Annotated in this window: 17 protein-coding genes; 11 read left to right on the forward strand and 6 right to left on the reverse strand. The window is 65.1% G+C overall.

The window, feature by feature from the left end:
- Positions 1–40: 40 nt before the first annotated feature.
- From J8I34_RS17955 to J8I34_RS17975, 5 genes are all read left to right on the forward strand, one after another.
- The gene (locus tag J8I34_RS17955; protein WP_209775332.1) at positions 41–1210 is read left to right on the forward strand and encodes an acyl-CoA dehydrogenase family protein; all 1170 of its coding nucleotides are present in this window, start codon (positions 41–43) and stop codon (positions 1208–1210) included.
- 10 nt (positions 1211–1220) lie between these two features.
- Complete coding sequence (locus tag J8I34_RS17960) at positions 1221–2420, forward strand: CaiB/BaiF CoA transferase family protein (protein WP_029047289.1); 1200 nt, start codon at positions 1221–1223, stop codon at positions 2418–2420.
- Positions 2421–2500: 80 nt separating this feature from the next.
- On the forward strand, positions 2501–3895 hold the full coding sequence (locus J8I34_RS17965) for an MmgE/PrpD family protein (protein WP_029047290.1): 1395 nt from the start codon (positions 2501–2503) through the stop codon (positions 3893–3895).
- Positions 3896–3905: 10 nt separating this feature from the next.
- Positions 3906–4730 carry an HpcH/HpaI aldolase/citrate lyase family protein gene (locus tag J8I34_RS17970; protein WP_209806623.1) on the forward strand — a complete coding sequence of 275 codons (825 nt, stop codon included), beginning with the start codon at positions 3906–3908 and terminating at the stop codon, positions 4728–4730.
- Between the two features lie 37 nt (positions 4731–4767).
- Positions 4768–5634 (forward strand): HTD2 family dehydratase, encoded by an 867-nt coding sequence (locus tag J8I34_RS17975; protein ID WP_209806624.1) that lies wholly within the window; start codon positions 4768–4770, stop codon positions 5632–5634.
- Between the two features lie 794 nt (positions 5635–6428).
- Here J8I34_RS17975 and J8I34_RS17980 read toward each other — a convergent pair.
- Both J8I34_RS17980 and J8I34_RS17985 read right to left on the reverse strand, forming a co-directional pair.
- On the reverse strand, positions 6429–7400 hold the full coding sequence (locus J8I34_RS17980; protein ID WP_209806625.1) for a Bug family tripartite tricarboxylate transporter substrate binding protein: 972 nt from the start codon (positions 7398–7400) through the stop codon (positions 6429–6431).
- A 96-nt stretch (positions 7401–7496) separates the two neighbouring features.
- Positions 7497–9017: a class I adenylate-forming enzyme family protein gene (locus J8I34_RS17985; RefSeq protein WP_209806626.1), complete on the reverse strand. Its 1521-nt coding sequence runs from the start codon at positions 9015–9017 to the stop codon at positions 7497–7499.
- A gap of 320 nt (positions 9018–9337) precedes the next feature.
- Between J8I34_RS17985 and J8I34_RS17990 the strand changes: the two genes are divergently transcribed.
- The 6 genes from J8I34_RS17990 to J8I34_RS18015 all read left to right on the forward strand — a co-directional run bounded on the left by J8I34_RS17990 (position 9338) and on the right by J8I34_RS18015 (position 16429).
- Entirely contained in the window at positions 9338–10531 is a 1194-nt protein-coding gene (locus tag J8I34_RS17990) for an acyl-CoA dehydrogenase family protein (protein ID WP_209806627.1), read from the forward strand.
- Positions 10532–10544: 13 nt separating this feature from the next.
- The gene (locus J8I34_RS17995) at positions 10545–11672 is read left to right on the forward strand and encodes an acyl-CoA dehydrogenase family protein (protein ID WP_209806628.1); all 1128 of its coding nucleotides are present in this window, start codon (positions 10545–10547) and stop codon (positions 11670–11672) included.
- A 313-nt stretch (positions 11673–11985) separates the two neighbouring features.
- Positions 11986–13365 (forward strand): DUF1329 domain-containing protein, encoded by a 1380-nt coding sequence (locus J8I34_RS18000; RefSeq protein ID WP_209806629.1) that lies wholly within the window; start codon positions 11986–11988, stop codon positions 13363–13365.
- Between the two features lie 444 nt (positions 13366–13809).
- On the forward strand, positions 13810–14397 hold the full coding sequence (locus tag J8I34_RS18005; protein WP_209806630.1) for an NUDIX hydrolase: 588 nt from the start codon (positions 13810–13812) through the stop codon (positions 14395–14397).
- Between the two features lie 17 nt (positions 14398–14414).
- On the forward strand, positions 14415–15542 hold the full coding sequence (locus J8I34_RS18010) for an adenosylhomocysteinase (RefSeq protein ID WP_209806631.1): 1128 nt from the start codon (positions 14415–14417) through the stop codon (positions 15540–15542).
- A complete protein-coding gene (locus tag J8I34_RS18015; RefSeq protein ID WP_209806632.1) occupies positions 15539–16429 on the forward strand; it encodes a hypothetical protein in 891 nt (296 codons plus the stop codon). Before J8I34_RS18010 ends, J8I34_RS18015 begins: the two co-directional genes overlap by 4 nt.
- Before the next feature lie 167 nt (positions 16430–16596).
- Here J8I34_RS18015 and J8I34_RS18020 read toward each other — a convergent pair whose 3' ends face one another.
- The 4 genes from J8I34_RS18020 to J8I34_RS18035 all read right to left on the reverse strand — a co-directional run bounded on the left by J8I34_RS18020 (position 16597) and on the right by J8I34_RS18035 (position 22489).
- Positions 16597–17700, reverse strand: coding sequence for a 3-ketosteroid-9-alpha-monooxygenase, oxygenase component (locus tag J8I34_RS18020; protein WP_209806633.1), 1104 nt, complete (start codon positions 17698–17700; stop codon positions 16597–16599).
- 71 nt (positions 17701–17771) lie between these two features.
- A complete protein-coding gene (locus J8I34_RS18025; RefSeq protein WP_209806634.1) occupies positions 17772–19013 on the reverse strand; it encodes an NADH:flavin oxidoreductase in 1242 nt (413 codons plus the stop codon).
- Positions 19014–19041: 28 nt separating this feature from the next.
- Positions 19042–21474, reverse strand: a complete 2433-nt coding sequence (locus tag J8I34_RS18030; protein ID WP_209806635.1) for an efflux RND transporter permease subunit — start codon at positions 21472–21474, stop codon at positions 19042–19044.
- Between the two features lie 52 nt (positions 21475–21526).
- Positions 21527–22489 (reverse strand): WD40/YVTN/BNR-like repeat-containing protein, encoded by a 963-nt coding sequence (locus J8I34_RS18035; RefSeq protein ID WP_209806636.1) that lies wholly within the window; start codon positions 22487–22489, stop codon positions 21527–21529.
- Positions 22490–22573 lie beyond the last annotated feature (84 nt).

Consider the following 22573-nt stretch of genomic DNA (forward strand, 5'->3'; position numbering starts at 1 on the left):
CGGGAATAATGGTCCCATTCGAAATAGACGGGGCCTCCCCATGCTTGCAGAACAGGATCCGGAACTGCTGTATCCCGAAATCCGCGAGGCCGTGCGCGACCTTTGCGCCGGCTTCGATTCGGCATACTGGCAGCGCGTGGAAGAGCAGGAAGCCTTTCCCGAGCGCTTCGTGCAGGCGCTGACCCAGGCCGGCTGGCTGTCGGCCCTGATCCCCGAGACCTATGGCGGCTCGGGCCTGTCGCTGACCGCGGCCTCGGTCATCATGGAAGAAATCAACCGCAGCGGCGGCAATTCCGGCGCCTGCCACGGCCAGATGTACGTGATGGGCTGCCTGCTGCGCCACGGCTCCGAGGAGCAGAAGCGCCGCTGGCTGCCTGGCATCGCCTCGGGCGAACTGCGCATGCAGTCGATGGCCGTCACCGAGCCCACCACCGGCACCGACACCACCAAGCTCAAGACCACCGCGGTACGCCAGGGCGACAAGTACGTCGTCAATGGCCAGAAGGTATGGATTTCGCGCGTGCAGCACTCCGACCTGATGCTGCTGCTGGCGCGCACCACGCCGCTGGACCAGGTCAAGCGCAAGTCCGAGGGGCTGTCGGTGTTCGTGGTCGACCTGCGCGATGCCATCGGCAAGGGCCTGACGGTCAAGCCGATCCGCAATATGGTCAACCACGAGACCAACGAGCTGTTCTTCGACAACCTCGAAGTGCCGGCCGCGAACCTGATCGGCGAGGAAGGCAAGGGCCTGAAGTACATCCTCGACGGCCTCAACGCCGAGCGCATCCTGATCGCCGCCGAGTGCGTGGGCGACGGCTACTGGTTTGTCGAGCGCGCCAGCAACTATGCGCGCGACCGCATCGTGTTCGACCGCCCGATCGGCCAGAACCAGGCCGTGCAGTTCCCGATCGCGCGCTCGTATATCAACGTCGAAGCCGCCAGCATGATGCGCTACAAGGCCGCGCAGCTGTTCGATGCCGGCAAGCCGTGCGGCAAGGAGGCCAATATCGCCAAGCTGCTGGCCGCCGATGCTTCATGGGAAGCGGCCAACGTCTGCCTGCAGACGCACGGCGGCTTCGGCTTTGCCGCCGAGTACGACATCGAGCGCAAGTTCCGCGAAACGCGCCTGTACCAGGTCGCGCCGATCTCCACCAACCTGATCCTGTCCTACGTGGCCGAGCACGTGCTCGAACTGCCGCGTTCGTTCTGAGGCTTTTTGCATGTCCCCTGACAACTCCAAAGGCATCCGCCCGCTTGACGGCATCCGCGTGGTTTCGCTGGAGCACGCGGTTGCGGCCCCCTTCGCGACTCGCCAGCTTGCCGACCTTGGTGCCCGCGTCATCAAGATCGAGCGTCCCGGCGTGGGCGACTTCGCGCGCGGCTATGACCAGTCCGTGCACGGCCAGGCCTCGTACTTTGTGTGGCTCAACCGGGGCAAGGAAAGCCTGACCCTGGATCTGAAGGATCAAGAGGCGCAGACCATCCTGCACCGGCTGCTGGCTGATGCCGATGTGCTGGTGCAGAACCTCGCCCCCGGCGCGGCCGCGCGCATGGGCCTGGACTTCGACAGCCTGCACGGCAAATACGACAAGCTCATCGTCTGCGACATCTCGGGCTATGGCGACTCCGGTCCCTATCGGGACAAGAAGGCCTACGACCTGCTGATCCAGGCCGCCGCCGGCCTGGTGGGCCTCACCGGCGGCCCGAACGAGCCGTCGCGCGCCGGCGTTTCGATCGCCGACATCTCGGCCGGCATGTACGCCTACAGCGGCATCCTTTCGGCGCTGCTGCAGCGTGGCCGCACCGGCAAGGGCCTGCGCGTGCAGGTGACCATGCTCGAGGCGATGGCCGAGTGGATGAACCAGGTCCTCTACTTTGGCCACTACGGCGGCAAGCCGCCGGCGCGCTTCGGTGCTTCGCATCCGACCATCGCGCCGTATGGCGTGCATCGCACCGGCAATGGCAGCGTGATCTTCAGCGTGCAGAACGAACGCGAGTTCGCCAATTTCTGCGAGATCGTGCTCGGCAACCGGGAACTGGCGCAGGACGAACGCTTCTCCAGCAATACGGCCCGCGTGCGCAATCGCCCCGAACTCACCGCCATCATCGAAGCGCGCTTCGCGTCGATGACGGTGGCGCAGGCCGAGGCACTGCTGGACGCGGCGCAGATCGCCAATGCCCCGATGAACGACATCGAGGGCGTATGGAACCATCCGCAGTTGCAGGCACGCCAGCGCTGGCGCGAAGTGGCCACCCCGGGCGGTCCGATCGGCGCGCTGCTGCCGCCCGCCAACCTGTCGGGCGTGGAGCCTGTCATGGGCGACGTACCGGCACTGGGCGCGCATAGCCGGCAGATCCTGGCCGAACTCGGCTACGCCGACGGCGACATCGCCGCGCTTGCCGACAAGCAGACCATTTGAACGCAAGACGCCCGGCTGTCCCGCACAGACCACCGGGCTTCACTCCATTTCCACGCAACCAATTCCGCACCGGAGCCTGCATGAGCCAAGCCGCAGACACCAACTACCCGACCCGCCAGCTGTGCCAGTTCCTGGCCGACTTCAAGCTCGCGGACGTGCCCGCGCCCGTGATCGAGCGCACCAAGGACCTGTTCCTTGACTGGATCGCCTCGGCCATCGCCGGCAAGGACGCTCCCGCCGTGCGCCGCCTGCAGGAATTCGCTGCGGCCATGGGCCCCGCTCAGGCAGAAGGCAAGAACAGCGCCGAAGTGCTGGTCGACCGCCGCCGCACCTCGCCCTACTTCGCCGCGCTGATCAACGGCGCCTCGTCGCACGTGGTCGAGCAGGACGACGTGCACAACGGCTCGGTGCTGCACCCGGCCGCGGTGGTGTTCCCGGCCGTGGTCGCCGCGGCGCAGGCCGAAGGCAAGACCGGCGCCGAGGTGCTGCTGGCGTCGATCGCCGGCTATGAGGCCGGCATCCGCATCGGCGAGTTCATGGGCCGCTCGCACTACACCGTGTTCCACACCACCGGCACCGTCGGCACGCTCGCCGCGGCGGCCGCCGTCGCCAAGCTCTACAACCTGGACGCCGAAGGCATCAACCAGGCGCTGGGCTCGGCCGGCACGCAGGCCGCCGGCCTGTGGGAGTTCCTGCGCGACGCCGCCGATTCCAAGCAGCTGCACACCGCCAAGGCCGCGGCCGATGGCCTGCAATCGGCCTGGCTGGCGCGCGCGGGCTTCACCGGCGCGAAGCAGATCCTTGAAGGCAAGCAGGGCATGGCCGCCGGCATGTCGAGCGACGCCAATCCCGCCGCGCTGACCGACGGCCTGGGCACCCGCTGGGCCACCGCCGAGACCTCGTTCAAGTTCTTTGCCTCGTGCCGCCACACGCACCCGGCCGCCGACGCGCTCAAGGTGCTGATGCAGCGCGAAGGCATCGGCGCGGACCAGATCGCCAGCGTCACCACCCACGTGCACCAGGGCGCGATCGACGTGCTCGGCCCGGTGGTCAACCCGGCCACCATCCACCAGGCCAAGTTCTCGATGGGCACGGTGCTGGGCCTGGTTGCCGTGCATGGCCACGCCGGCCTGGCGGAATTCGAGCAGTACGCGCTGCCCGACGCGAAAGTCGTCGACTTCCGCGGCAAGGTCACGATGGAACTCGACCAGGAGATCAACGCCGCCTACCCGCGCCAGTGGATCGGCCGCGTCACGGTGAAGACCACCGACGGCCGCACGCTGGCCGCGCGCGTGGACGTGCCCAAGGGCGACCCGGACAACACCCTGTCGCGCCCCGAACTGGAAGCCAAGGCGCTGCAGCTGGGCGCGTTCCGCAACGGTGCCAGCGAGGCCGAGATGCGCGCCATCATCGCGCGCGTGTGGGCACTGGAGCAGGCTCCCAACGTCAACGACTGGCTGCCCGCCGCACGCTGAGGAACGCTGCATGACCACTGCCGTCACTTACCTGTTCGTCCCCGGCGACCGGCCGGAGCGCTTTGATAAGGCCGCCGCCGCGGGCCCCGACGTGATGATCCTCGACCTCGAGGACGCCGTGCATCCGGACGCCAAGGCCGCCGCGCGCGAGGCGATCGGCGCCTGGCTGGCTGGCAAACCCGCCGCGCGCGCCATGGTCCGCATCAACGACAGCGCCTCGCCCGCGTTTGCCGCCGACCTGGCCTGGCTGCGCGCGCTGCCGGCCGGCAGCGCGCTGGCCGGGCTGATGGTGCCCAAGGCCGAGGACGCCGCCGCGCTGGCGCAGATCGCGCAGGCACTGCACGCCATCAATCCACAGGGCGAGCTGGTCGCCATCATCGAAACGGCGCTCGGCCTGCACCAGGTCGATACCGTGGCCACGGCCAGCGGCGTGGCGCGGCTGGCATTCGGTTCGCTCGACTATGCCGTCGACCTGGGCTGCAGCCACACCCGCGACGCGCTGGCGTTTGCCCGCGCCCGCATCGTGCTGGCTTCACGTGTGGCCGGGCTGCCGCCGCCGGTAGACGGCGTCACCACCGCGCTGAAGGATGAAGCCGTGCTGGCCGGCGACGTCGCCTACGCGCGCGAACTCGGCTTTGCCGGCAAGCTGTGCATCCATCCGGCGCAGCTTGGCGCGGTGCGCGCCGGCTTCCTGCCCAGCGCAGAACAGCTGGACTGGGCCCGCCGCGTGCTCGACGCCACCGCCAGCGGCAGCCATGCCGTGCAGGTCGATGGCAAGATGGTCGACCGGCCCGTGATCGAGCAGGCCAAACGCCTGCTGGCGCTGGCGCAATAGCACCCCGCCTTCCTGTCTAACCCGAACCTGCAAGCCCATGACTGACGCCACTTCCGAACTCGAACGCCTGCGCGGCTGGATCGGCCGCAGCGAATCGCGCACCGAAACGCTGTCGCCCGAACCGGTGACCGGCCTGGCCGCCACCTTCGACCTCGACCCCGAGGCCATCGCCGCGGGCCCGCTGCCTCCGCTGTGGCACTGGCTGTATTTCCTGCCGCGCGCCCAGCAGCGCGACATCGGCCGCGACGGCCACCCGCACCTCGGCGGCTTCATGCCGCCGGTGCCGCTGCCCCGGCGCATGTGGGCCGGCAGCGAGCTGACCTTTAGCCATCCGCTGCATATTGGCGATACCGTCACGCGCACCTCCACCATCGCGGACGTGCAGTACAAGACCGGCCGCAGCGGCGAACTGTGGTTCGTCGCGGTCGACCATGAACTGACGGTGAACGGCAAGACCGCGATCAACGAGCGCCACGACATCGTCTACCGCGCCATGCCGGACCCGTCCAAACCACAGCCGCCGCGCCCGCGCCTGGAACACACCGCCCAGTGGCAGCGCACGCTGCAGGCCGACCCGGTCATGCTGTTCCGCTATTCGGCGCTGACCTTCAACGGCCACCGCATCCACTACGACCGCAGCTATACCCGCGATGTCGAAGGCTATCCCGGGCTGGTGGTGCACGGCCCGATGCAGGCGATGCTGATGCTGGACCTGGTGGCACGCGAGGCTCCGCAGGCGCGCGTCAAGCGCTTTGGGTTCCGGGGGCTGGCACCGCTGTTTGATCAGGACACCATCACCGTTGGCGGCGCGGCCGATCCGGCGCAGGCTGGCCGGCTGGTGCTTTGGACGGGCGATGATGCTGGCGGGCAGGCGATGCAGGGGTGGGCGGAGGTGGAAGGTTAAGAGTCTGAAGCCTTATTCGCACCGCTGGTTTGACATGCTGCGGCCGTTGAACCGCCTGGTTCCGCCCTCCTGGGCGGGTCACTTTTTGGCCGAGCGCCAAAAAGTAACCAAAAAGCGCGTCGCCTGAGCGGCTGGCTATCAATTTGGCGGCGTGGGTGGGTCGGGCGGTGGTGATTTCCGTTCGATGTAGCTGGTGGTTCGACCCTGCTAACGCGCGGTGAGTCAGGGTCAATGCCTGGCGTTAATCGGCTATTGAACGATCCCCATGCCGGGCGTAGGCCGCCTGCTACACGGGATATCGGTGGGACGCCTTCGGCTGCGCTGCGCGCGGGCCCAAATTGGCAGAGCTGCCGATCGATCGGCCATTGTCGCCGCCTAGCGAGCGAAGCGATGCGGGTTCGTTGCCAGGGCACCTCACCCGCGATACTGAGCCGCGCGCAGCGCAGCCGTAGGCGATGATGCGATACCGCAGGCAGCAGGCGGCCTACGCCCGTCCTGGGGATTGTTCAAAGGTGGGTATTCGTCAGGCACCCACACTCACTCACTTGGCGTAGCAGGCTGGAATCGCGACCACGCCTCACTGAGACCAAAATCGCGCATATGACCAGAAGCGCCAAATTGGCTCAGCCAGCCGCAGGCGACGCGCTTTTTGGTTACTTTTTGGCGCTCGGCCAAAAAGTGACCCGCCCAGGAGGGCGGAACCAGGCGGTTCAACGGCCGATAACATCAAATCAAAGGCGACATGGACGGGCACAGCGAAAGGACGCCGCGCCAACCGTAGCGCCCCCAACCCCTCAATCCGCCTGAATCCCCGCCTTCTTCACCACCCCGCCCCACAGCGTCAACTCCCGCTGGATGCGATCCCCCAACTGCTTCGGCGTGCTGACATTGACGTCATAGCCACCCGCCGCCATGCGCTGCCGATAAGCCGGATCGTCGCCGATCGTCTTCTGCGCCTTGACCAGCTTGTCCACCACATCCGCCGGCAGCTTCTGCGGTCCGACCAGCGCATACCACCCGGTCAGGTCATAGTCCTTCTGCCCGGACTCGATCATGGTCGGCACCGTGGGCAGCGCGGGATTGCGCGTCCTCGACGTGACCGCCAGCGCGCGCACCTTGCCGCCGTTGATGTGGCCGATGGCGGTGCCGGTGATATCGAACATGAAGGTCACCTTGCCGCTCATCACATCCGCCATCGCCGGCGAGTTGCCCTTGTACGGCACGTGCAGCATCTTCACGCCGTTCATCTGCGCCAGCAGTTCCGCCGACAGGTGGTTCGACGCGCCCACGCCGGCCGAGCCGAACGAGACGTCCTGTGGGTGCTTGCGCGCGTAGTCGACCAGTTCGCCGACGTTCTTGGCCGGGAAGTCCTTGTTGACCAGCAGCACGTTGGTGTAGTCGGTGATCAGGCCGATGTAGGTGTAGTCCTTGACCGGGTTGAAGTTGACCGAACGCTGGATCAGCGGGGTCATGGTCATGGTGGGACTCGCGACGAAGTACAGCGTGTAGCCGTCCGGCGTTGCCTTGGCGGTCATGTCCGCGGCGATCGCGCCGCTGGCGCCGGCGCGGTTGTCCACCACCACCGGCTGCTTGAGCACGCGGCCCAGTTGCTCGGCGTAGATGCGCGCGGCGGTGTCGACCGGGCCGCCGGGGGCATAGCCCACCAGCAGCTTGACCGGCCGCGACGGGTAAGCGTCCGTCGCCCAGGCCGCGCCCTGCAGCAGCAGGGTCGTAGTCAGGGCCGCCAGTGTGGTCCAGGATTTCATTGTTGTCTCCTCCAGGTAGGGCTGATTTGCCCGGGCCGGCATATCACGCCAGCCCGGTAAAGGGATTCGGGGATTCGGGAAATCGGGGATTCGGGTTCAGTCCAGCAGCGCGCGCAGCGGCTGCTTGAGCAGCTTGCCGCTGGCAGTCGTGGGAATGACGTCGACGGTGCGGATTTCCGCCGGGCGCTTGTACGGGGCCAGGCTTTCGCGCAAATAGGCGTCGAGCGCCTTGGGATCGACGCTGGCTCCCTCCTGCGTCTCGATAAAAGCCACCACTTCTTCGTTGCCGTCGCTGGCGGGGCGTCCCACCACCGCCGACTGGCGCACGCCGGGGAAGGCGTTGATCACCGACTCGACTTCGATCGGATAGACGTTGAAGCCCGAGCGGATGATCAGGTCCTTGGAGCGACCCGAGATGTAGAGCGCGCCGTCGGCATCCAGGTAGCCCAGGTCGCCCGTATTGAGCCAGCCACCGGGCAGCAGCGCCTCGGCGGTCTGCTCGGGGTTGCGGTAGTAACCAAGCATCACGCCCGGGCCACGCACGCGGATCTGGCCGCGCTCGCCCGCAGGCAGCGGCGCGCCGGCATCGTCGGTGATCTCGATCTCGACGCCTTCGACGATATGTCCGGCCGAGCAGTCGGCGCGCGGCGCCTCCATGCGCGTGATGAAGAGCGAACCGGCGTATTCCGTGATGCCGTAGCCGTGGTGCAGCGGCTGGCCGAACAGCGTCTCGACGTCGCGCTTGAGCGTGGGATCGAGCGGCGCGCCACCGGTGTACAGGTAGCGCAGGCGCGGATACTTGCCCGGGCCGGCACCGTGCGCCGCCGCAACCGCCAGGATGCGCGTGAACATGGTCGGCACGCCCTGCAGGATGGTGACACCGGGCGACGCCAGCGCTTCGAACACGTCGTTGCCGTCGAAGCGCGGGCGCATGAACAGGCTGGCGCCGGCGTACAGCGTGGCCATCAGCACGGTGGCGATGCCGAAGATATGCGACATCGGCAGTGCCCCGTAGGCCACGTCCGCCTGCCCCATGTCGCGCGAGGTGGCGGAGATGCGGGCGAAGTGCGTCAGGCCGACGTGCGGCACCATCACGCCCTTGGGCGCGCCGGTGGTGCCGGAGGTATAGATCAGCGTGGCAACCTGGCGCGCCTGTGCGCTGGCCACGCGTTCCGGAGCGCTGGCAGCGCGCAGTGCGAGCACGCCGTCGGCAAAGACGGGGCAGCCGCTGGCTTGCGCGCCGAGCCGCGCACCGTGCGCGGCGGCCACGTCGGACACATGGCCGGTAAACAGCACCAGCGCTGGCTGGGCGTGGTCCTGGATATTGTCGATCTCGCGCGCGGACAGGCGCGCGTTCACCTGGATCGGCCACGCATGCAGCAGGCTGCTGGCGAACAGCGTGACCACCATCTCGTTGCAGTTCTCGCCGACCACCATGACCCGGTCGCCCTCGCCCACGCCCTGCGCCGCCAGCCAGTCGCGCGCCGCTTCGATGCGCTGCCACAGTTCGCCATAGGTGATCACGGTGCCGCTCTCGAACAGGCAGGGGGCGGCGGGCGTCTGCGCGGCCCAGTGGCGGGGGATGTCGTGGATATATTCGGGGCGGAAGGAAGACATGCGGCTGGCTCGTTCGGGATACGGCTGGAGTACGGCTGGTTAGCGATGCTTGCCGGCAAATGCGCGGGAATGCACCCCGGTGCACTTGAACAGGCCGCGCCAGTTTGCGCCAAGGCCGGCCGCCGCGGTATTTGGAATTTGCTAAGGCCGTGTTCGTCCCCGCCACCACCCGGCTCAGGTGGTTCCGCCGGCACGAAGGGCGACTTTATGATTGAGAAAGCAATGGAGGACGCCCGCGCCCTACAATCGGCCGGCACACCTAGGGCTGCAACCGGTTGCTTGCCGGCAACGGGCCGCCCGCGTAACAAGGGGACATTCAGATGGATTTGCGTTTCACCGCCGAAGAACAGGCCTTCCGCGAGGAAGTCCACGCTTTCGTGCAGGCCAACTTGCCGGAAGACATCCGCAACAAGGTGCTCAACCACCAGCGCGTGGAAAAGGACGACTACGTCCGCTGGCACCGCATCCTGCAGGCCCACGGCTGGGGCGCCCCCACCTGGCCCACGCAATGGGGCGGCACCGGCTGGACCGCGCTGCAGCGCCTGATCTTTGAAATCGAGACCTTCCGCGCCGGCGCGCCGCGCCTGCTGCCGTTCGGCCTGACCATGATCGGCCCGGTGCTGATGAAATATGCCAGCCCCGAGATGCAGCAGCGCTTCCTGCCGCGCATCCCGGGCGTGGAAGATTTCTGGTGCCAGGGCTACTCCGAGCCGGGCTCGGGCTCCGACCTGGCCTCGCTGAAGACCCGCGCCGTGCGCCGCGGCGACAAGTACATCGTCAATGGCCAGAAGACCTGGACCACGATGGCCCACTTCGCCGACTGGATCTTCTGCCTGGTACGCACCGATCCCGATGCCAAGGCGCAGGAAGGCATCTCGATGCTGCTGATCGACATGAAGTCGCCCGGCGTGACGGTGCGCCCGATCAAGACGCTCGACGGCGGCCACGACGTCAACGAGACCTGGTTCGAAGACGTGGAAGTGCCGGTCGGGAACCTGGTCGGCGAAGAGAACCGCGCCTGGACCTACGCCAAGTACCTGCTCGGCCATGAGCGCACCGGCATCGCCGGCATCGGCCACTGCCACCGCGAACTGCGCCAGCTCAAGCACTACGCCAGCCAGGCCACCGACGGCGCCGGCCGCCCGCTGATCGAGGACGTGCGCATGCGCGACAAGATCGCGCGCGTGGAGATGGACATCATGGCGCTGGAAATGCTGCTGCTGCGCGTGGCCACGCAGGCCGCCGGCACGCCGGGGCCGGAAGCGTCGATCGTCAAGATCCGCGGCTCGGAAGTGCAGCAGGACCTGGGCATGCTGATGATGGAAGTGGCCGGCCCCAACGCCTGGCCATATTCGCCGGACTGGCTCGAGCCCGGCGCCACGCAGCCGGTGTCCGGCCCCGAGTGGGCCGCCCCCGCCGCCTCCACGTACTACGACATGCGCAAGACCTCGATCTACGGCGGCGCGACCGAAGTGCAGAAGAACATCATCTCCAAGATGATCCTGGGTTTCTGAAGGGATAGCTGACATGGACTTCACCTACAGCGAAGAGCAACAGATGCTGGCGGACAGCCTGCGTCGCTTCATCGATACCGAATACACCTTCGAGGCCCGCCGCAAGAGCGCGCGCCAGGGCGAGAGCCTGGATCGCGGCGTGTGGAACAAGCTGGCCGAGATGGGCGTGCTGGGCCTGACCGTGCCGGCAGATTTCGGCGGCTTCGGCGAAGGCCCCGCCAGCCAGCTGGTGGTGCAGCGCGAACTGGGCCGCGGCCTGGTGCTGGAGCCGGTCACGCCCAGCGGCGTGATGGCCGCCGCCATCCTCAACGCCTACGGCAGCGACGCGCAGAAGCAGGAATGGCTGCCCGCGATCGCCTCGGGCGAACGCATCGTCACGCTGGCCTACCTGGAGCCGACCACGCGCTACCGCCCGGAATCGGCCCGCGCCAGCGCCGAGCGCAGCGGCGATGGCTACGTGATCAGCGGCACCAAGAGCGTGGTCTGGCATGGCGCCGCCGCCGACGCCTACCTGCTGACCGCACGTGTATCCGGCAGCAACGAGATCGCACTGTTCCTGGTGCCGCGCGACAGCAAGGGCCTCGCCGTGACCGCCTATCCCACCATCGACGGCCTGCGCGCCGCCGACCTGTCGCTGCAGAACGTCGCGGTGCCGGCCAGCGCACTGGTGGGCCAGGCCGCCGACGGGCTGGCGGCGCTGGGCGTCGGCCTGGAGCACGGCATCGCCGCGCTGTGCGCCGAGGGTGCGGGCGCCATGGAAAAGCTGATCCAGATCACCGGCGAATACCTGGGCACGCGCCAGCAGTTCGGCAAGCCGCTGGCCAGCTTCCAGGCACTGCAGCATCGCATGGCCGACATGCTGGTGCAGAAGGAGCTGGCGCTGTCGATGGCCTACGTGGCGGCGCAGGCGCTGGATGAAACCGATCCTGCCGCGCGCCGCCGCATGCTGTCGGCCGCCAAGGTGACGGTTGCGCGCGCCGGGCGCTTTGTCGGCCAGCAGGCGGTGCAGCTGCACGGCGGCATGGGCATGACCGACGAGCTGTCGGTGGGCGACTACTTCAAGCGCCTGACCATGCTGGACCAGCTGCTGGGCGACAGCGACTACCACCTGCAGCGCTTCGGCGAAGTGATGGAAGCCTGATCCTGACAAAGGCCGCTTACAAAGCCAGGCCTGCGATTGTTGTCTCCCCTCTTCCGCATGCGGGAGAGGGGGCAAACCGGCGACATGGATAATCGGTCAGAAGGCTGAAGGCCGGGCACTTGCCCGGCCGTTTTTCTTTTCTCCGCCCAGCTTTCTCCATCTCCCTCGTTGCTTGCCGGCGCTGCACTGCCCCTCGCTCCAGGCTAGGGAAATCCACTAGTCCGTTCCAACGATTCCCGGCCGCAATGCCATCACTACCCTGTGACCACAGGCACGGGCGTCGCCGGCCATTCCCCTAAGGAGCGAGACTGCAATGACATCCACTACACATCGACTGCTGCGCGGCAGCCTGCTGGTGACCAGCATGGCACTGGCCGCGGCATCGTGGGCGAAGGTCACCCCCGAAGACCTCAAGCAGCTTGACGGCAACCTGACGCCGATGGGCGCGGAGCGGGCCGCCAGCAAGGACGGCGATGTGCCCGCATGGGCCGGCAAGTGGCTGGGCACGCCGCCAAACGTCAAATACCAGCGCGGCGAGCGGTATCCGGACCCGTATGCGGACGAGAAGCCGCTGTTCGTCATCACCGCGCAGAATATGGCGCAGTACGCCGAACGCCTGACCGATGGCCAGAAGGCGCTGTTCAAGAAGTACCCCGACACGTTCAAGATGCCGGTGTATCAGAGCCATCGCGACTTCCGCTACGAAGACACGGTCTACAAGGATATCCGCACCTTCGCTACCACCGTCAAGATGACGAGCGATGCCAACGGCCTGAAGGACGCCGGGCCGCAGGTGCCCTACCCGATTCCGAAGACGGCCATGGAACTGCTGTGGAACCAGCGCTTCTCCTCAGCCGTAGGCACCGAAAAGGCGCAGTATGACCAGGCCGTGGTCTACCCGAATGGCTCGATCGCGTGGGGACGGGTCTCATACAGCATCCTGTCGCCGCGCAATAACGGCAAGTTCGACCCGCACAACGCGCTCAACGAGCGCTCATTCTTCCGCACGTCGACCGACCTGCCGCTGCGTGACCGTGGCCAGGTGATCGTGGGTTATGCCGTGTGGGACCAGGAAGGCTCGGACACCAACCGCACCTGGATCTACAACCCGGGCACGCGGCGCGTGCGCCAGGCGCCGGAATTCGGCTTCGACCAGCCGCAGGGCCCCGGCGGCTTCCGCACCGTCGATGACGATCGCCTCTTCAACGGCTCCGGCGAACGCTACAACTGGAAGATCGTTGGCAAGAAGGAGATCTATGTCCCGTACCACAACTACAAGCTGCTGAGCACGTCGGTCAAGTACAAGGACCTGCTGACCAACGGCCACGCCAGCCCTGACGTCATGCGCTATGAGCTGCATCGCGTATGGATGCTCGAAGCAACGCTCAAGTCCGGCTTCCGTCACCAGTATGCGAAGCGCGTGCTATATCTCGACGAAGACAACTGGCAAGCCCTCGCCGCAGACAACTACGATGGCCGCGGCCAGCTGTGGCGCACCAACCTGCAGGCCTCGGTCTACGCCTACGATGCGCGTCGCTATCATCCGACCGCGGTGTTCTACCATGACCTGATTTCCGGCGCTTACTTTGCGGACCGACTGACCAACGAAGGCCCGATGTTCCAGCTGAACAACAGTCCCGAGTTCACCGAAGCGTTCTTCTCCCCGGACGCCGCGCGCGGATCCGGTACCTGACCACATCGCTAATGCCAGCCGGGTGCGCAATCGTCGTGCCCGGCGCCGTCCCAAAGGGCCCTCGGGCCCTTCCGTGCCTTTCCGCCGCGCCTCTTCGGCGCACCCACCCGCCGCACCGTCTCACGCTCTCCCGCCATTCTCACTGCATCGTTGCCCGCACCGTTCCATTCGATGCCAAAGTCCGGCAGCTCCGACTGGCCAGGGCAGGCATGTGCTGCGGGCTGATCCGCTCCGGCAAGCCTACGCCGCCTCCTCATTGCCGTTGTGACAGGACCGTGGTGATGGCATCGCCACGCATGGCGTGGATGAACCAAACGTAAACAGATATTTCTGTTTCGCTTTGAGAATCTTCTGACCGCATTTCTGTGCGTTCTTGTACAGGATGAATCTCAGAAAGCCATGACAAACAGCTTTCCGCTTTCGATGCGATCGGGAGAGTACCTCATGAAGCCATCCAGAAAATATATGCTCACACCAAGAATAACAGTCAACTTACAATCCAACAAATTACTGGAACAAGCACATCATTATTTATCATTTTTTCCAGATGAGGCCAATCGCATTGCCCCACTAATATCCCAAATCACGGCTGTGAAATTATACAGCCGCAAAACGCTTCCAGGCCATGTAACTGCCAGCGGAATAGTTATTGAATCCAATAGGATTCTAATGATCCATCATCCGTTCTTACAAATCTGGATCCCACCCGGCGGACATATAGAAACCGGCGAGTCAGCTTTGCAAGCAGCCAAGCGAGAGGTTTTCGAAGAGACCGGCCTGCAAACCACCGAGCATCACTGGCACAAGAAAAATATTATCCCCTTTGATATTGATATTCATACGATACCGGAGAACCGCGCAAAACAAGAGCCTGAACACTTTCACTATGATTTCCGTTTTCTTTTGAAACGAAAATTCGGTGAAAATATTTTAAAAGGCGAACATCAATGCCAATGGCTTGACCTTAACGACGTGAGCAAAAACCGGGCGAACCTATCTCTAAATAAGATCAAAGCCAACAACATATTTTAATCGCAAGCGAGCTCGACATGAACCGTCCACTCAGCTTTTTTAAAAAAATAACCCTCAACAAAGAAACATGCACACCCGACAGACTGATCGTCGTGACCCATCTAGCTCCCGGAAATGAGGATTTTCTACTTGAACTGAATGAAAGAATACCAATCGCCGCAGTCATCCCAAAACCAAACTCCATCGACACGCACACCAGAGACATCGTTAGCAGTCGCATTCAAATACTTGACTGGAATCGAGCAACCATCAAATCACAACCAAATCAATTTACCGAGGAAATCGAAAACCTTGTCGAAGGCGCGTCCTTTGCCATTATTGACACAGGAGGATATTTTTCTCACGTACTCCGACAAATTTGCGACAGATTCGAAGCGCAGCTTCTGGGAGTCGTTGAAGATACCGAAAACGGTCATCAAAAATATACAGCCTTGCTCACCAGGGATAATTCCAACTTCCCCTGCCCGATTATTTCGGTCGCACGAAGCAGCCTGAAGGATCCCGAAGATTTTCTGGTTGGCCAGGCTATTATTTTTTCCTCCGAGGCACTACTTCGTGCACGCGGAGAGATTTTAAATGCCAAAAACGCGGTAGTATTCGGCTACGGAAAAATCGGTCGAAGCATTGCCCATCACTTGCGGCAAAAATCCATACAAGTCAGCGTGCTGGATATAAACCCTGGCCGCCAGATCCTTGCGATGGCGCACGGTTTTCATACCGAGACCAAGGCCCAGCTACTTAACAATGCCGATATTGTGTACTGCGCCACCGGGAATCATTCGCTAACTCATCTTGACATTCCGCTCATCAAGCGAGGGGCATATGTGTTCACAGCGACTTCGGCGGACGACGAAATCGAAGATCACACATCCCTAATGCAGCGTGCAATTCACGACAAGAAAGACAATATTTCGCGCATAGACACCAATGGTAGTTATTTTTATATCGCAAATGGCGGAAACTCAGCCAATTTCATGCACGGCGGCATCGTCGGACCTTTCATTAAGCTTATACAAGCGGAACTAATATTGTGCCTGTCTCAATTGAAAGGCGCGCCCACCGATAGAATCATTGAACTGAGCGACACCAAGAAGCGCTTCATAGCCGACACCTGGCTTGAACAGTTTACGAGCCAGCCCGCATGACCCCAATGACTATCACTCAGGCAACCATATTAATGGCGTTGCTTTCAGCTTTGGCAAGAGCTGGACTGAATGTCATAGACCGACACCAGATAGGCATCAACAACATCTCAATCCGCACCATCAATTTCTGGAACAACGTCATTCCCGGCATCATTCTTACTGCCGCCTCAATAGCCGTTGTTGGCTCAGAATTTTTGGTAGCCCTCCTTGACTGGCGCCCCATGCTGTTTGCCGCTTTGGCGCAGGGGGTAGCGTATGCTTTCTCGTACGGTTTTCGGAATCTGACCGTAAACCAAGTTACGGTAGCGGCAAAATTCTCCGACCTGGTGATTCCGCTCGGATTATTCCTGACGACTGGCGATTGGAGCTGGCATTCGTACTGGTTCTCCGTCGCAACCACGCTGGTTTGCATCCCGATCCTGTGGGTCGGAAATGCAGCGAAAACCGGCTCGATATTGGTGGTCGGCATGGTTCTATGCGTGGCACTGGTAGCGCAAGCAAGCCTTTCGCCCCTGCTGACAAGCACCCTGGATGACTACGATTCAGGAAAATTCCTGGCCTTTACTACGGCGGTCATTGTTTGGCGGGCACTCTGGAGTTTGGCACCAGCCTTTCATTTGGCACGAAGTCAGGATTTCTGGCACATCCGTTTGCTAGCTAGTCCCGCATTCATTCTGAGATGCATCCTGACGATTGCCACGCAAGTATCATTTGTCGCGGTGATGACCAGCCCGGCCTCGGCGGTCGCCTGGCCAATCCTGAACTCGACAGGTCTGCTCGCAATGCTCATATCAGCCAGCGTACTGAAAGACCAACAACCGGCCAATGAAAGAATAATAGTAGCCTTGATTTTTGTTCTGTCGGTCTTTCGATTTTCGAGTCAGTAGCCCGGATGTCTGCCCAGGTTCAGCGCTACGCTGTCCCGGGCCAAGCCATCATCATCATCATCGGCCTGGCCGCTGGGCCGGCGGCGCCTCAGCAGGCGCCACCAAACCCGGGCCATTGAAGCAATCGCCAGATGCCAGGCCCAGGCGCACAGCGAGGAAAATTCCCTTCACCCCTCGAACACATGCCGCAGCGCCGGCGGCTCGATATTGCCCGGGTTCAGCTCGAACACGCGCCGCGCCACGCTGGTAGGCCGCACCTGCCCGATGTCGGTGTAGAACTGCTGGTACCAGTCGCGCATCTGGTAAATCGGCCCGTCGCCCTCGCACAGCAGCGGATTGTCGATGCGGATCTTGCTGTCCCAGATCGCAACGTCCTCGTAGAAGGCCTGGCGCGCCTGGTCCACGTAGGCTTGCGCCATGGCCCGGTTCTGTTCGTCGCTCAGCCCGGGGATCTTCTTCACCAGCACGCCGTAGCGCAGCACGAAGCTGTTCAGGTCGATCGGCACATGGCAGTTGAGCAGGATGGAGTGGATTTCCTGGTCGCCCATGCGGCCGCTCATGTCGGTGATGTGGTAGGCAGGGCCGAAGTACGTGGACAACGCCGTCAGCTGCGCATCGCCCGACAGCCTGGCGCTGCGCCCGATCATCAGCTGCGTGGCCTTGTGGTCCTCGAACAGGTTGGCAAAGTAGTCGACCGGCGCGCCGTGGACGGTGCCGAAATGCGCCATGTCGGAGATATTGTCGACCAGTTCCCGGCAGTTGGTGCGGATCACCATCTCGTCCATGGCCCATTCCGACCACTCCGCCGAGAAGCACGCCTCGATGCGCGGCATCGCCACCTCCGGCGGCGCCTCGCGGCCCTCGGGGTCGTGCCAGATAAACAGCAGCCGGTTCTGCTCGCAGGTCTGCCACGCGCCGACACGCGCCTTGGGCGGCACGCGCTTGCAGTAGGGGATCGACTTGCAGCCGCCGTCGCCGCCCCACTGCCAGCCGTGGAATGGGCATACCAGGTTGTCGCCCTGCACGGTGCCGGTGCTGAGGTCGGCGCCCATGTGCGGACAGAAGCCATCGATCACGCGGATGGCGCCGCTCGAGTCGGCGAACGCCGCCAGGCGCCGGCCGAAGATATCCAGTGTGTGCGGCTTGCCGTCGCGGTAGGCGTCGGCCAGGCCGAGGCAATGCCAGCCGCGCGCGTAGCGGGCCTCAGGCGGGCGTGATTCGATCTTGTAGCCGCTGATGCCGCTGATGCCGCTGATGCCGGTTTGGCTCATGGTGTCTCCTTGAAATCCCGTGGGAACTTCAAGATAAGAGCCTCCGGCCGCTGCCTCATCGTCCCATCGGACTACTGCAGCGCGACCAGGCGCGTCAGCGCCGGATCGTTGCCCGGGCCATGCACGCAGCTGACGCCGGCGGGATCGTAGATCCTGGCCACGCAGCCATTGCAGCTGTCGCAGGCCGAGTGTCGCACCGCGCCGCTGCGCCAGTTGGCGACCAGCGCGGGATCGTGGATCAGGGCGCGTGCCAGCGCGATGCAGTCGAATCCTTCCGCCATCAGCTGCGCGACGTTGTCGAGCGACTTGACGCCGCCGACGTAGGCCAGCGGCATGCGCACCGCCTGCCGCACCACGCGCGACGCCTCGAGGAAATACAGCTCGCGGAAGGCCAGGTCGCGCGGCGTGCTGCGCTCGAGCATGCTGATGCCGAAGCGCGCCAGCGCGGTCGGCGCGGCGGCCTTCATCTGCGCCGTCGGCATCGGGCTGCCGAACAGCACCCATGGGCTTTCCACATTGCGGCCGCCGCTGAGCGTCAGCAGGTCGGCGCCTTCCGCTTCCAGCATGCGCGCGGTCACGGCGGAATCCGCGGGCTGGTTGCCGCCCGGCACGCCGTCGCTGACGCTGAGCTTGCAGCAGACGGCCAGTCCGTCGCCAACCGCATCCTTGACCTGGCGCAGCACCGCGGCCGGGAAGCGGGTGCGGTTCTCCACGCTGCCGCCAAACGCATCGCGCCGCCGGTTGCTCAGCGGCGACAGGAACTGGTTGAGCAGGTAGCCGTGGCCCATGTGGATCTCGACCGCGTCGAAGCCCGCTTCGCGCGCCAGCCTCGCCGCCGCGGCAAACTGGCCGGCGACGCGCGCCATGTCCGCCTCGCGCATCGCGCGCTGGAAATACACGCCGTGCATCATGCCGAAGGCATTGATGCCGGACGACGCGCTGCCCGGCGCACGGCTGCCGCCGTGGCGCATGGTTGTAAATGAACCCGCATGCGTGATCTGCAGGCAGGCCGCCGCGCCTTCGCGATGCACGGCGTCGGTCAGCACGCGCAGGTGCGGCACTTGCTCGGGCCGTATGCTGATCTGGTGCGCGAAGGTCAGTCCGTCGTCGGCCACGGCCGCGTAGGCCACCGTGGTCATGCCCACGCCGCCGGCGGCGAGATTACGATGGTGCCGGACCAGCGCCTGCGTCGGCAGGCCGTGCGGCGTCATGCCCTCGTTGGCACCCGCCTTGATGAAGCGGTTGCGCAGCGTGAGCGGGCCGAGGCGCAGCGGCGTGAATGCTGGCGCTGCGGATGCCTGGCTATCTTGCATGCTGTTTCTCCGATTTCATCCGTGGCGTTCAGGCCGCATCGGATTTGAGGGCATGGGCCGGCGGCGGCAGGTCGCTGCCTGCCGCAACGCCCGCCGCCACGCGAGCCCGCTCCTCATCCTCGACACCCAGCCACGCCGCCAGCGCCGGCAGCAGCGACACCGCGCCGAACAGGTTCACCAGGAACATGAAGGCCAGCAGGATCCCCATGTCGGCCTGGAACTTGAGCGCGGCAAAGGCCCAGGTGCCAACGCCGATGCACATCGTCAGCGCCGTGAACAGCGCCGCCGAGCCGCGCTGGCGCATCGCCTCGGCGAAGGCCTGCGGCAACGCCTGCCCTTCCTCGCGGATCTGGTGCTGGATGCGCTCGTACAGGTAGATGCCATAGTCCACGCCAACACCAACGCCCAGCGTGATGACCGGCAGCGTCGACACCTTCAGCCCGATGCCGAGGCGTGCCATCAGCGCATTGCACAGCACCGACACCAGCGTCAGCGGCACGATGATGCACAGCACCGCGCGCCACGAGCGGAACGTCAGCAGGCACAGCAGCGTGATCGCGCCGAAGATCGCCAGCAGCATCGCCACCTCGGCCTCTTCCACGGCCTCGTTGGTGGCGGCCATCACGCCGATATTGCCGCCGGCAAGGCGGAAGGCCACGTTGGGCGTCTTGTCGGCGGCGTTGAAGCGGCGGATCTCGCGGATGATATGGGCAATGGTCGCGCCTTCATGGTTGGCGGTGTAGATCAGTACCTGGATCGCCTGGCAGTTGGACGTGTTCATGCCGTTGTCCGGATCGTAGGCCTTGGCGCCCTGGCCCAGGCCTTCGCTGCTGCGCGGCAGCGCCTCCCAGCGCGGGTTGCCTTCGTTGTAGGCGCCGATCACCACCTTGGCCAGCGACGACACGCTCACCACCGACTGCACGCCCGACACGCCGCGCATATGCATCTCGAAGCGCTCCACCGCGCTCATTACCGGGTAGTGCAGGCAGCCGTCGTCGAAGCCGGTCGGCTCCACCACCACGGTCAACGCATCCGAGCCGATGTTGTACTGGCTCACGATGCTGGCGCTGTCGCGGTTGTAGCGCGAATCCGCGCGCAGTTCCGGCGCGCCGCTGCCGACATCGCCGATCTTCAGGCCGCGCGACTCGATCGCGCCCGCCGCCAGCAGGGCGAGCGCGGCGACGAAGACGCCGAGCGCCGGCGCCGGACGCGCCAGCGCGCCGAACTTGTGCCACAGCCCCCCGCCACCCTGCGCGCGCCGCGCCTGCGACCGTGCCAGCGCCGACGGCTCCAGCCGCGTGTACGACAGCAGGATCGGCAGGAACACCTTGTTGGTCACGATCATCAGCAGCACGCCCAGGCAGGCGGTGATGCCAAGCTCGCGCACGATATCGATCTCGATGCGCATGATGACCATGAAGCCGAGCGCATTGGTCAGCAGCGCCACCGTGCCGGGGATGAACAGCTTGCGGAAGGCCGCGCTGGCGCTGTCGAGCGGGCTGTGCCCCTGCACCACCTCCTGCTTCCAGGCATTGGTCATCTGCACCGCGTGCGAGACCCCGATCGAGAAGATCAGGAACGGCACCAGGATCGACATCGGGTCGATGCCATAGCCCAGCAGCGGCAGCAGCCCCAGCAGCCAGCCCACCGGCAGCAGCGCCACCACCAGCGCCAGCACGGTGATGCGCAGCGAGCGCGTGTACAGCCACAGCAGCAGCGCCGTGACGGCAAACGCCAGCGCGAAGAAGCCCATCACGCCAGCGATGCCCTCCTCGACGTCGCCCACCAGCTTGGCAAAGCCGACGATATTGACTTCGACGTCCTGGCCGCTGAATTGCGCGCGGATCTTCTCCAGCTGGCGCGCGACGGAGCCGTAGTCGATGGTCTTGCCGGTGGCCGGATCGGTCTCGCGCAACTCCGCGCGGATCAGCGCCGACTTGAGGTCGTTGCTGACCAGCCGCCCGATCTGCCCGGAGCGCGCCACGTTGCGCCGCACCTTGTCGAGTTCCGCCGGCGTGCCGGAGAACCGCCCCGGCACCACTACGTCGCCGCGGAAGCCTGCCTCGGTCACCTCGGTGTAGCGCACGTTGGGCGTAAACAGCGAGAACACGCGCGAGCGGTCCACGCCGGGGATGAAGAACACTTCATCGGTGGCGTGGCGCAGCTTGTCCATGAAGGCGGCGTTGTAGATGTCGCCGTCGCCCTTCCAGCGCAGGCTCACCAGCACCGTATTGGCACCGGAGAAGGTACTCGCGTACTTGGTGAACACCTGCATGTAAGGGTGCTGCAGCGGGATCATCTTGTTGAAGCCGGGATCGAGCCGCAGACGCGTGGCCGAGAAGCCCAGCGCCACGGTCACGGCCAGGCACAGCAACAACAGCAGGCGGCGCCGGTGCATCAGCACGCCGGCGCAGGCATCGACGAAGCGGCCCAGGCGGCCGGAGGATTGGGGGCGGGTCATGATCGTTCTCGCGTTCGGTCAGGCGGGGGTTCAGCCAGGGTTCAGCCGAGGTTCAGCGATTTGCGGCGAGCGTCGCGCCGGCAAGGCCGCCGCTGCCGCCCAGCGCCAGCGTGTCCTTGCCGGCTGGCACCAGCGCGGCCAGCGTCTGCGGGCTGCCGGCGGGCAACGGCGCGAAGTGGCGCCCGCCATCCGCGGACATCACCATCGTGCCGCCCTGCCCGGCCAGCACGATGCGGCCATCGGGCAACTCGGCGCCGCCGAAGAACGAGGTCCGCAAGCCCGTCTCGGCGGCCTGCCACGTGGTGCCGAAGTCGCCGCTGCGCAGCGCATTGCCGCGCATGCCGAAGGCCAGCCAGGCGCCGTCGCGCAGCGGCAGCACGCCGTACAGCGAGCCCTCGTACGGAGTCTTGACCGGCTCCCAGCGGTCGCCGCCGTCGGCCGAGCGCAGCACCAGCCCCGCTTCGCCGGCCAGCATCAGGCGTCCCTGCCCGTCGCCGGCGATGGCGTTGAGATGGCGGTCCTGCATGGCCTTGTCGGCAGCCTCTTGCCAATGCCTGCCCTGGTCGCGGGAGACCAGGAAACGGCCGAAGCTGCCCACGGCGAACCACGGCCCGTTGCGCTGCGCCAGGGCACCCAGCAAGGGGTCGGACGATTGCGCGTCGAAGGCAACCTGCTGCCAGTGTGTGCCGCCATCCTCCGTGCGCAGGATCAGGCCGCTGTGGCCCACCGCGATGCCATGGCGGCTGTCGGCGAAGGCCACCTGCGTCAGCGTGGCGCCCTGGGGCTTGTCCACGGCGGCCACGCGCCAGTCGCGTCCCTGGTCATCGCTGAACAGGATCCTGCCGCGCTCGCCCACGGCCACCAGGCGTTCGCCGGCGCGGGCGATGCCGTTGATCTGCAGGCCGTCCGGGCGCAGTGCGGTGGCCGGGAACGGCGGCAGCGGGCGCGGTGCAAAGGCCCAGACCGCGGTGGCCAGCACCGCCAGCGACATGGCGAGGCCGATCAGTCGTTTCATGATGTCTCCTCCGTGTGGAGTGGTGGCAGGCGGCCTCGTGGCGGGCTCTACTTGCCGGGATTGCTCTCGGTAGCGAAGTGTTTT

Origin of the sequence: Cupriavidus phytohabitans, from assembly GCF_017815025.1 — a bacterium.
Lineage (GTDB): Bacteria > Pseudomonadota > Gammaproteobacteria > Burkholderiales > Burkholderiaceae > Cupriavidus.

What these genes read in the sequence shown, in the direction of transcription:
- J8I34_RS17960 (WP_029047289.1), top strand. Translation starts at nt 1,221, where the DNA reads ATGTCCCCTGACAACTCCAAAGGCATCCGCCCGCTTGACGGCATCCGC.
- J8I34_RS17955 (WP_209775332.1), top strand. Translation starts at nt 41, where the DNA reads ATGCTTGCAGAACAGGATCCGGAACTGCTGTATCCCGAAATCCGCGAG.
- J8I34_RS17970 (WP_209806623.1), top strand. Translation starts at nt 3,906, where the DNA reads ATGACCACTGCCGTCACTTACCTGTTCGTCCCCGGCGACCGGCCGGAG.
- J8I34_RS18000 (WP_209806629.1), top strand. Translation starts at nt 11,986, where the DNA reads ATGACATCCACTACACATCGACTGCTGCGCGGCAGCCTGCTGGTGACC.
- J8I34_RS18015 (WP_209806632.1), top strand. Translation starts at nt 15,539, where the DNA reads ATGACCCCAATGACTATCACTCAGGCAACCATATTAATGGCGTTGCTT.
- J8I34_RS18025 (WP_209806634.1), bottom strand. Translation starts at nt 19,013, where the DNA reads ATGCAAGATAGCCAGGCATCCGCAGCGCCAGCATTCACGCCGCTGCGC.
- J8I34_RS17985 (WP_209806626.1), bottom strand. Translation starts at nt 9,017, where the DNA reads ATGTCTTCCTTCCGCCCCGAATATATCCACGACATCCCCCGCCACTGG.
- J8I34_RS17980 (WP_209806625.1), bottom strand. Translation starts at nt 7,400, where the DNA reads ATGAAATCCTGGACCACACTGGCGGCCCTGACTACGACCCTGCTGCTG.
- J8I34_RS18030 (WP_209806635.1), bottom strand. Translation starts at nt 21,474, where the DNA reads ATGACCCGCCCCCAATCCTCCGGCCGCCTGGGCCGCTTCGTCGATGCC.
- J8I34_RS18020 (WP_209806633.1), bottom strand. Translation starts at nt 17,700, where the DNA reads ATGAGCCAAACCGGCATCAGCGGCATCAGCGGCATCAGCGGCTACAAG.
- J8I34_RS18035 (WP_209806636.1), bottom strand. Translation starts at nt 22,489, where the DNA reads ATGAAACGACTGATCGGCCTCGCCATGTCGCTGGCGGTGCTGGCCACC.
- J8I34_RS17995 (WP_209806628.1), top strand. Translation starts at nt 10,545, where the DNA reads ATGGACTTCACCTACAGCGAAGAGCAACAGATGCTGGCGGACAGCCTG.
- J8I34_RS17965 (WP_029047290.1), top strand. Translation starts at nt 2,501, where the DNA reads ATGAGCCAAGCCGCAGACACCAACTACCCGACCCGCCAGCTGTGCCAG.
- J8I34_RS18005 (WP_209806630.1), top strand. Translation starts at nt 13,810, where the DNA reads ATGAAGCCATCCAGAAAATATATGCTCACACCAAGAATAACAGTCAAC.
- J8I34_RS17975 (WP_209806624.1), top strand. Translation starts at nt 4,768, where the DNA reads ATGACTGACGCCACTTCCGAACTCGAACGCCTGCGCGGCTGGATCGGC.
- J8I34_RS17990 (WP_209806627.1), top strand. Translation starts at nt 9,338, where the DNA reads ATGGATTTGCGTTTCACCGCCGAAGAACAGGCCTTCCGCGAGGAAGTC.
- J8I34_RS18010 (WP_209806631.1), top strand. Translation starts at nt 14,415, where the DNA reads ATGAACCGTCCACTCAGCTTTTTTAAAAAAATAACCCTCAACAAAGAA.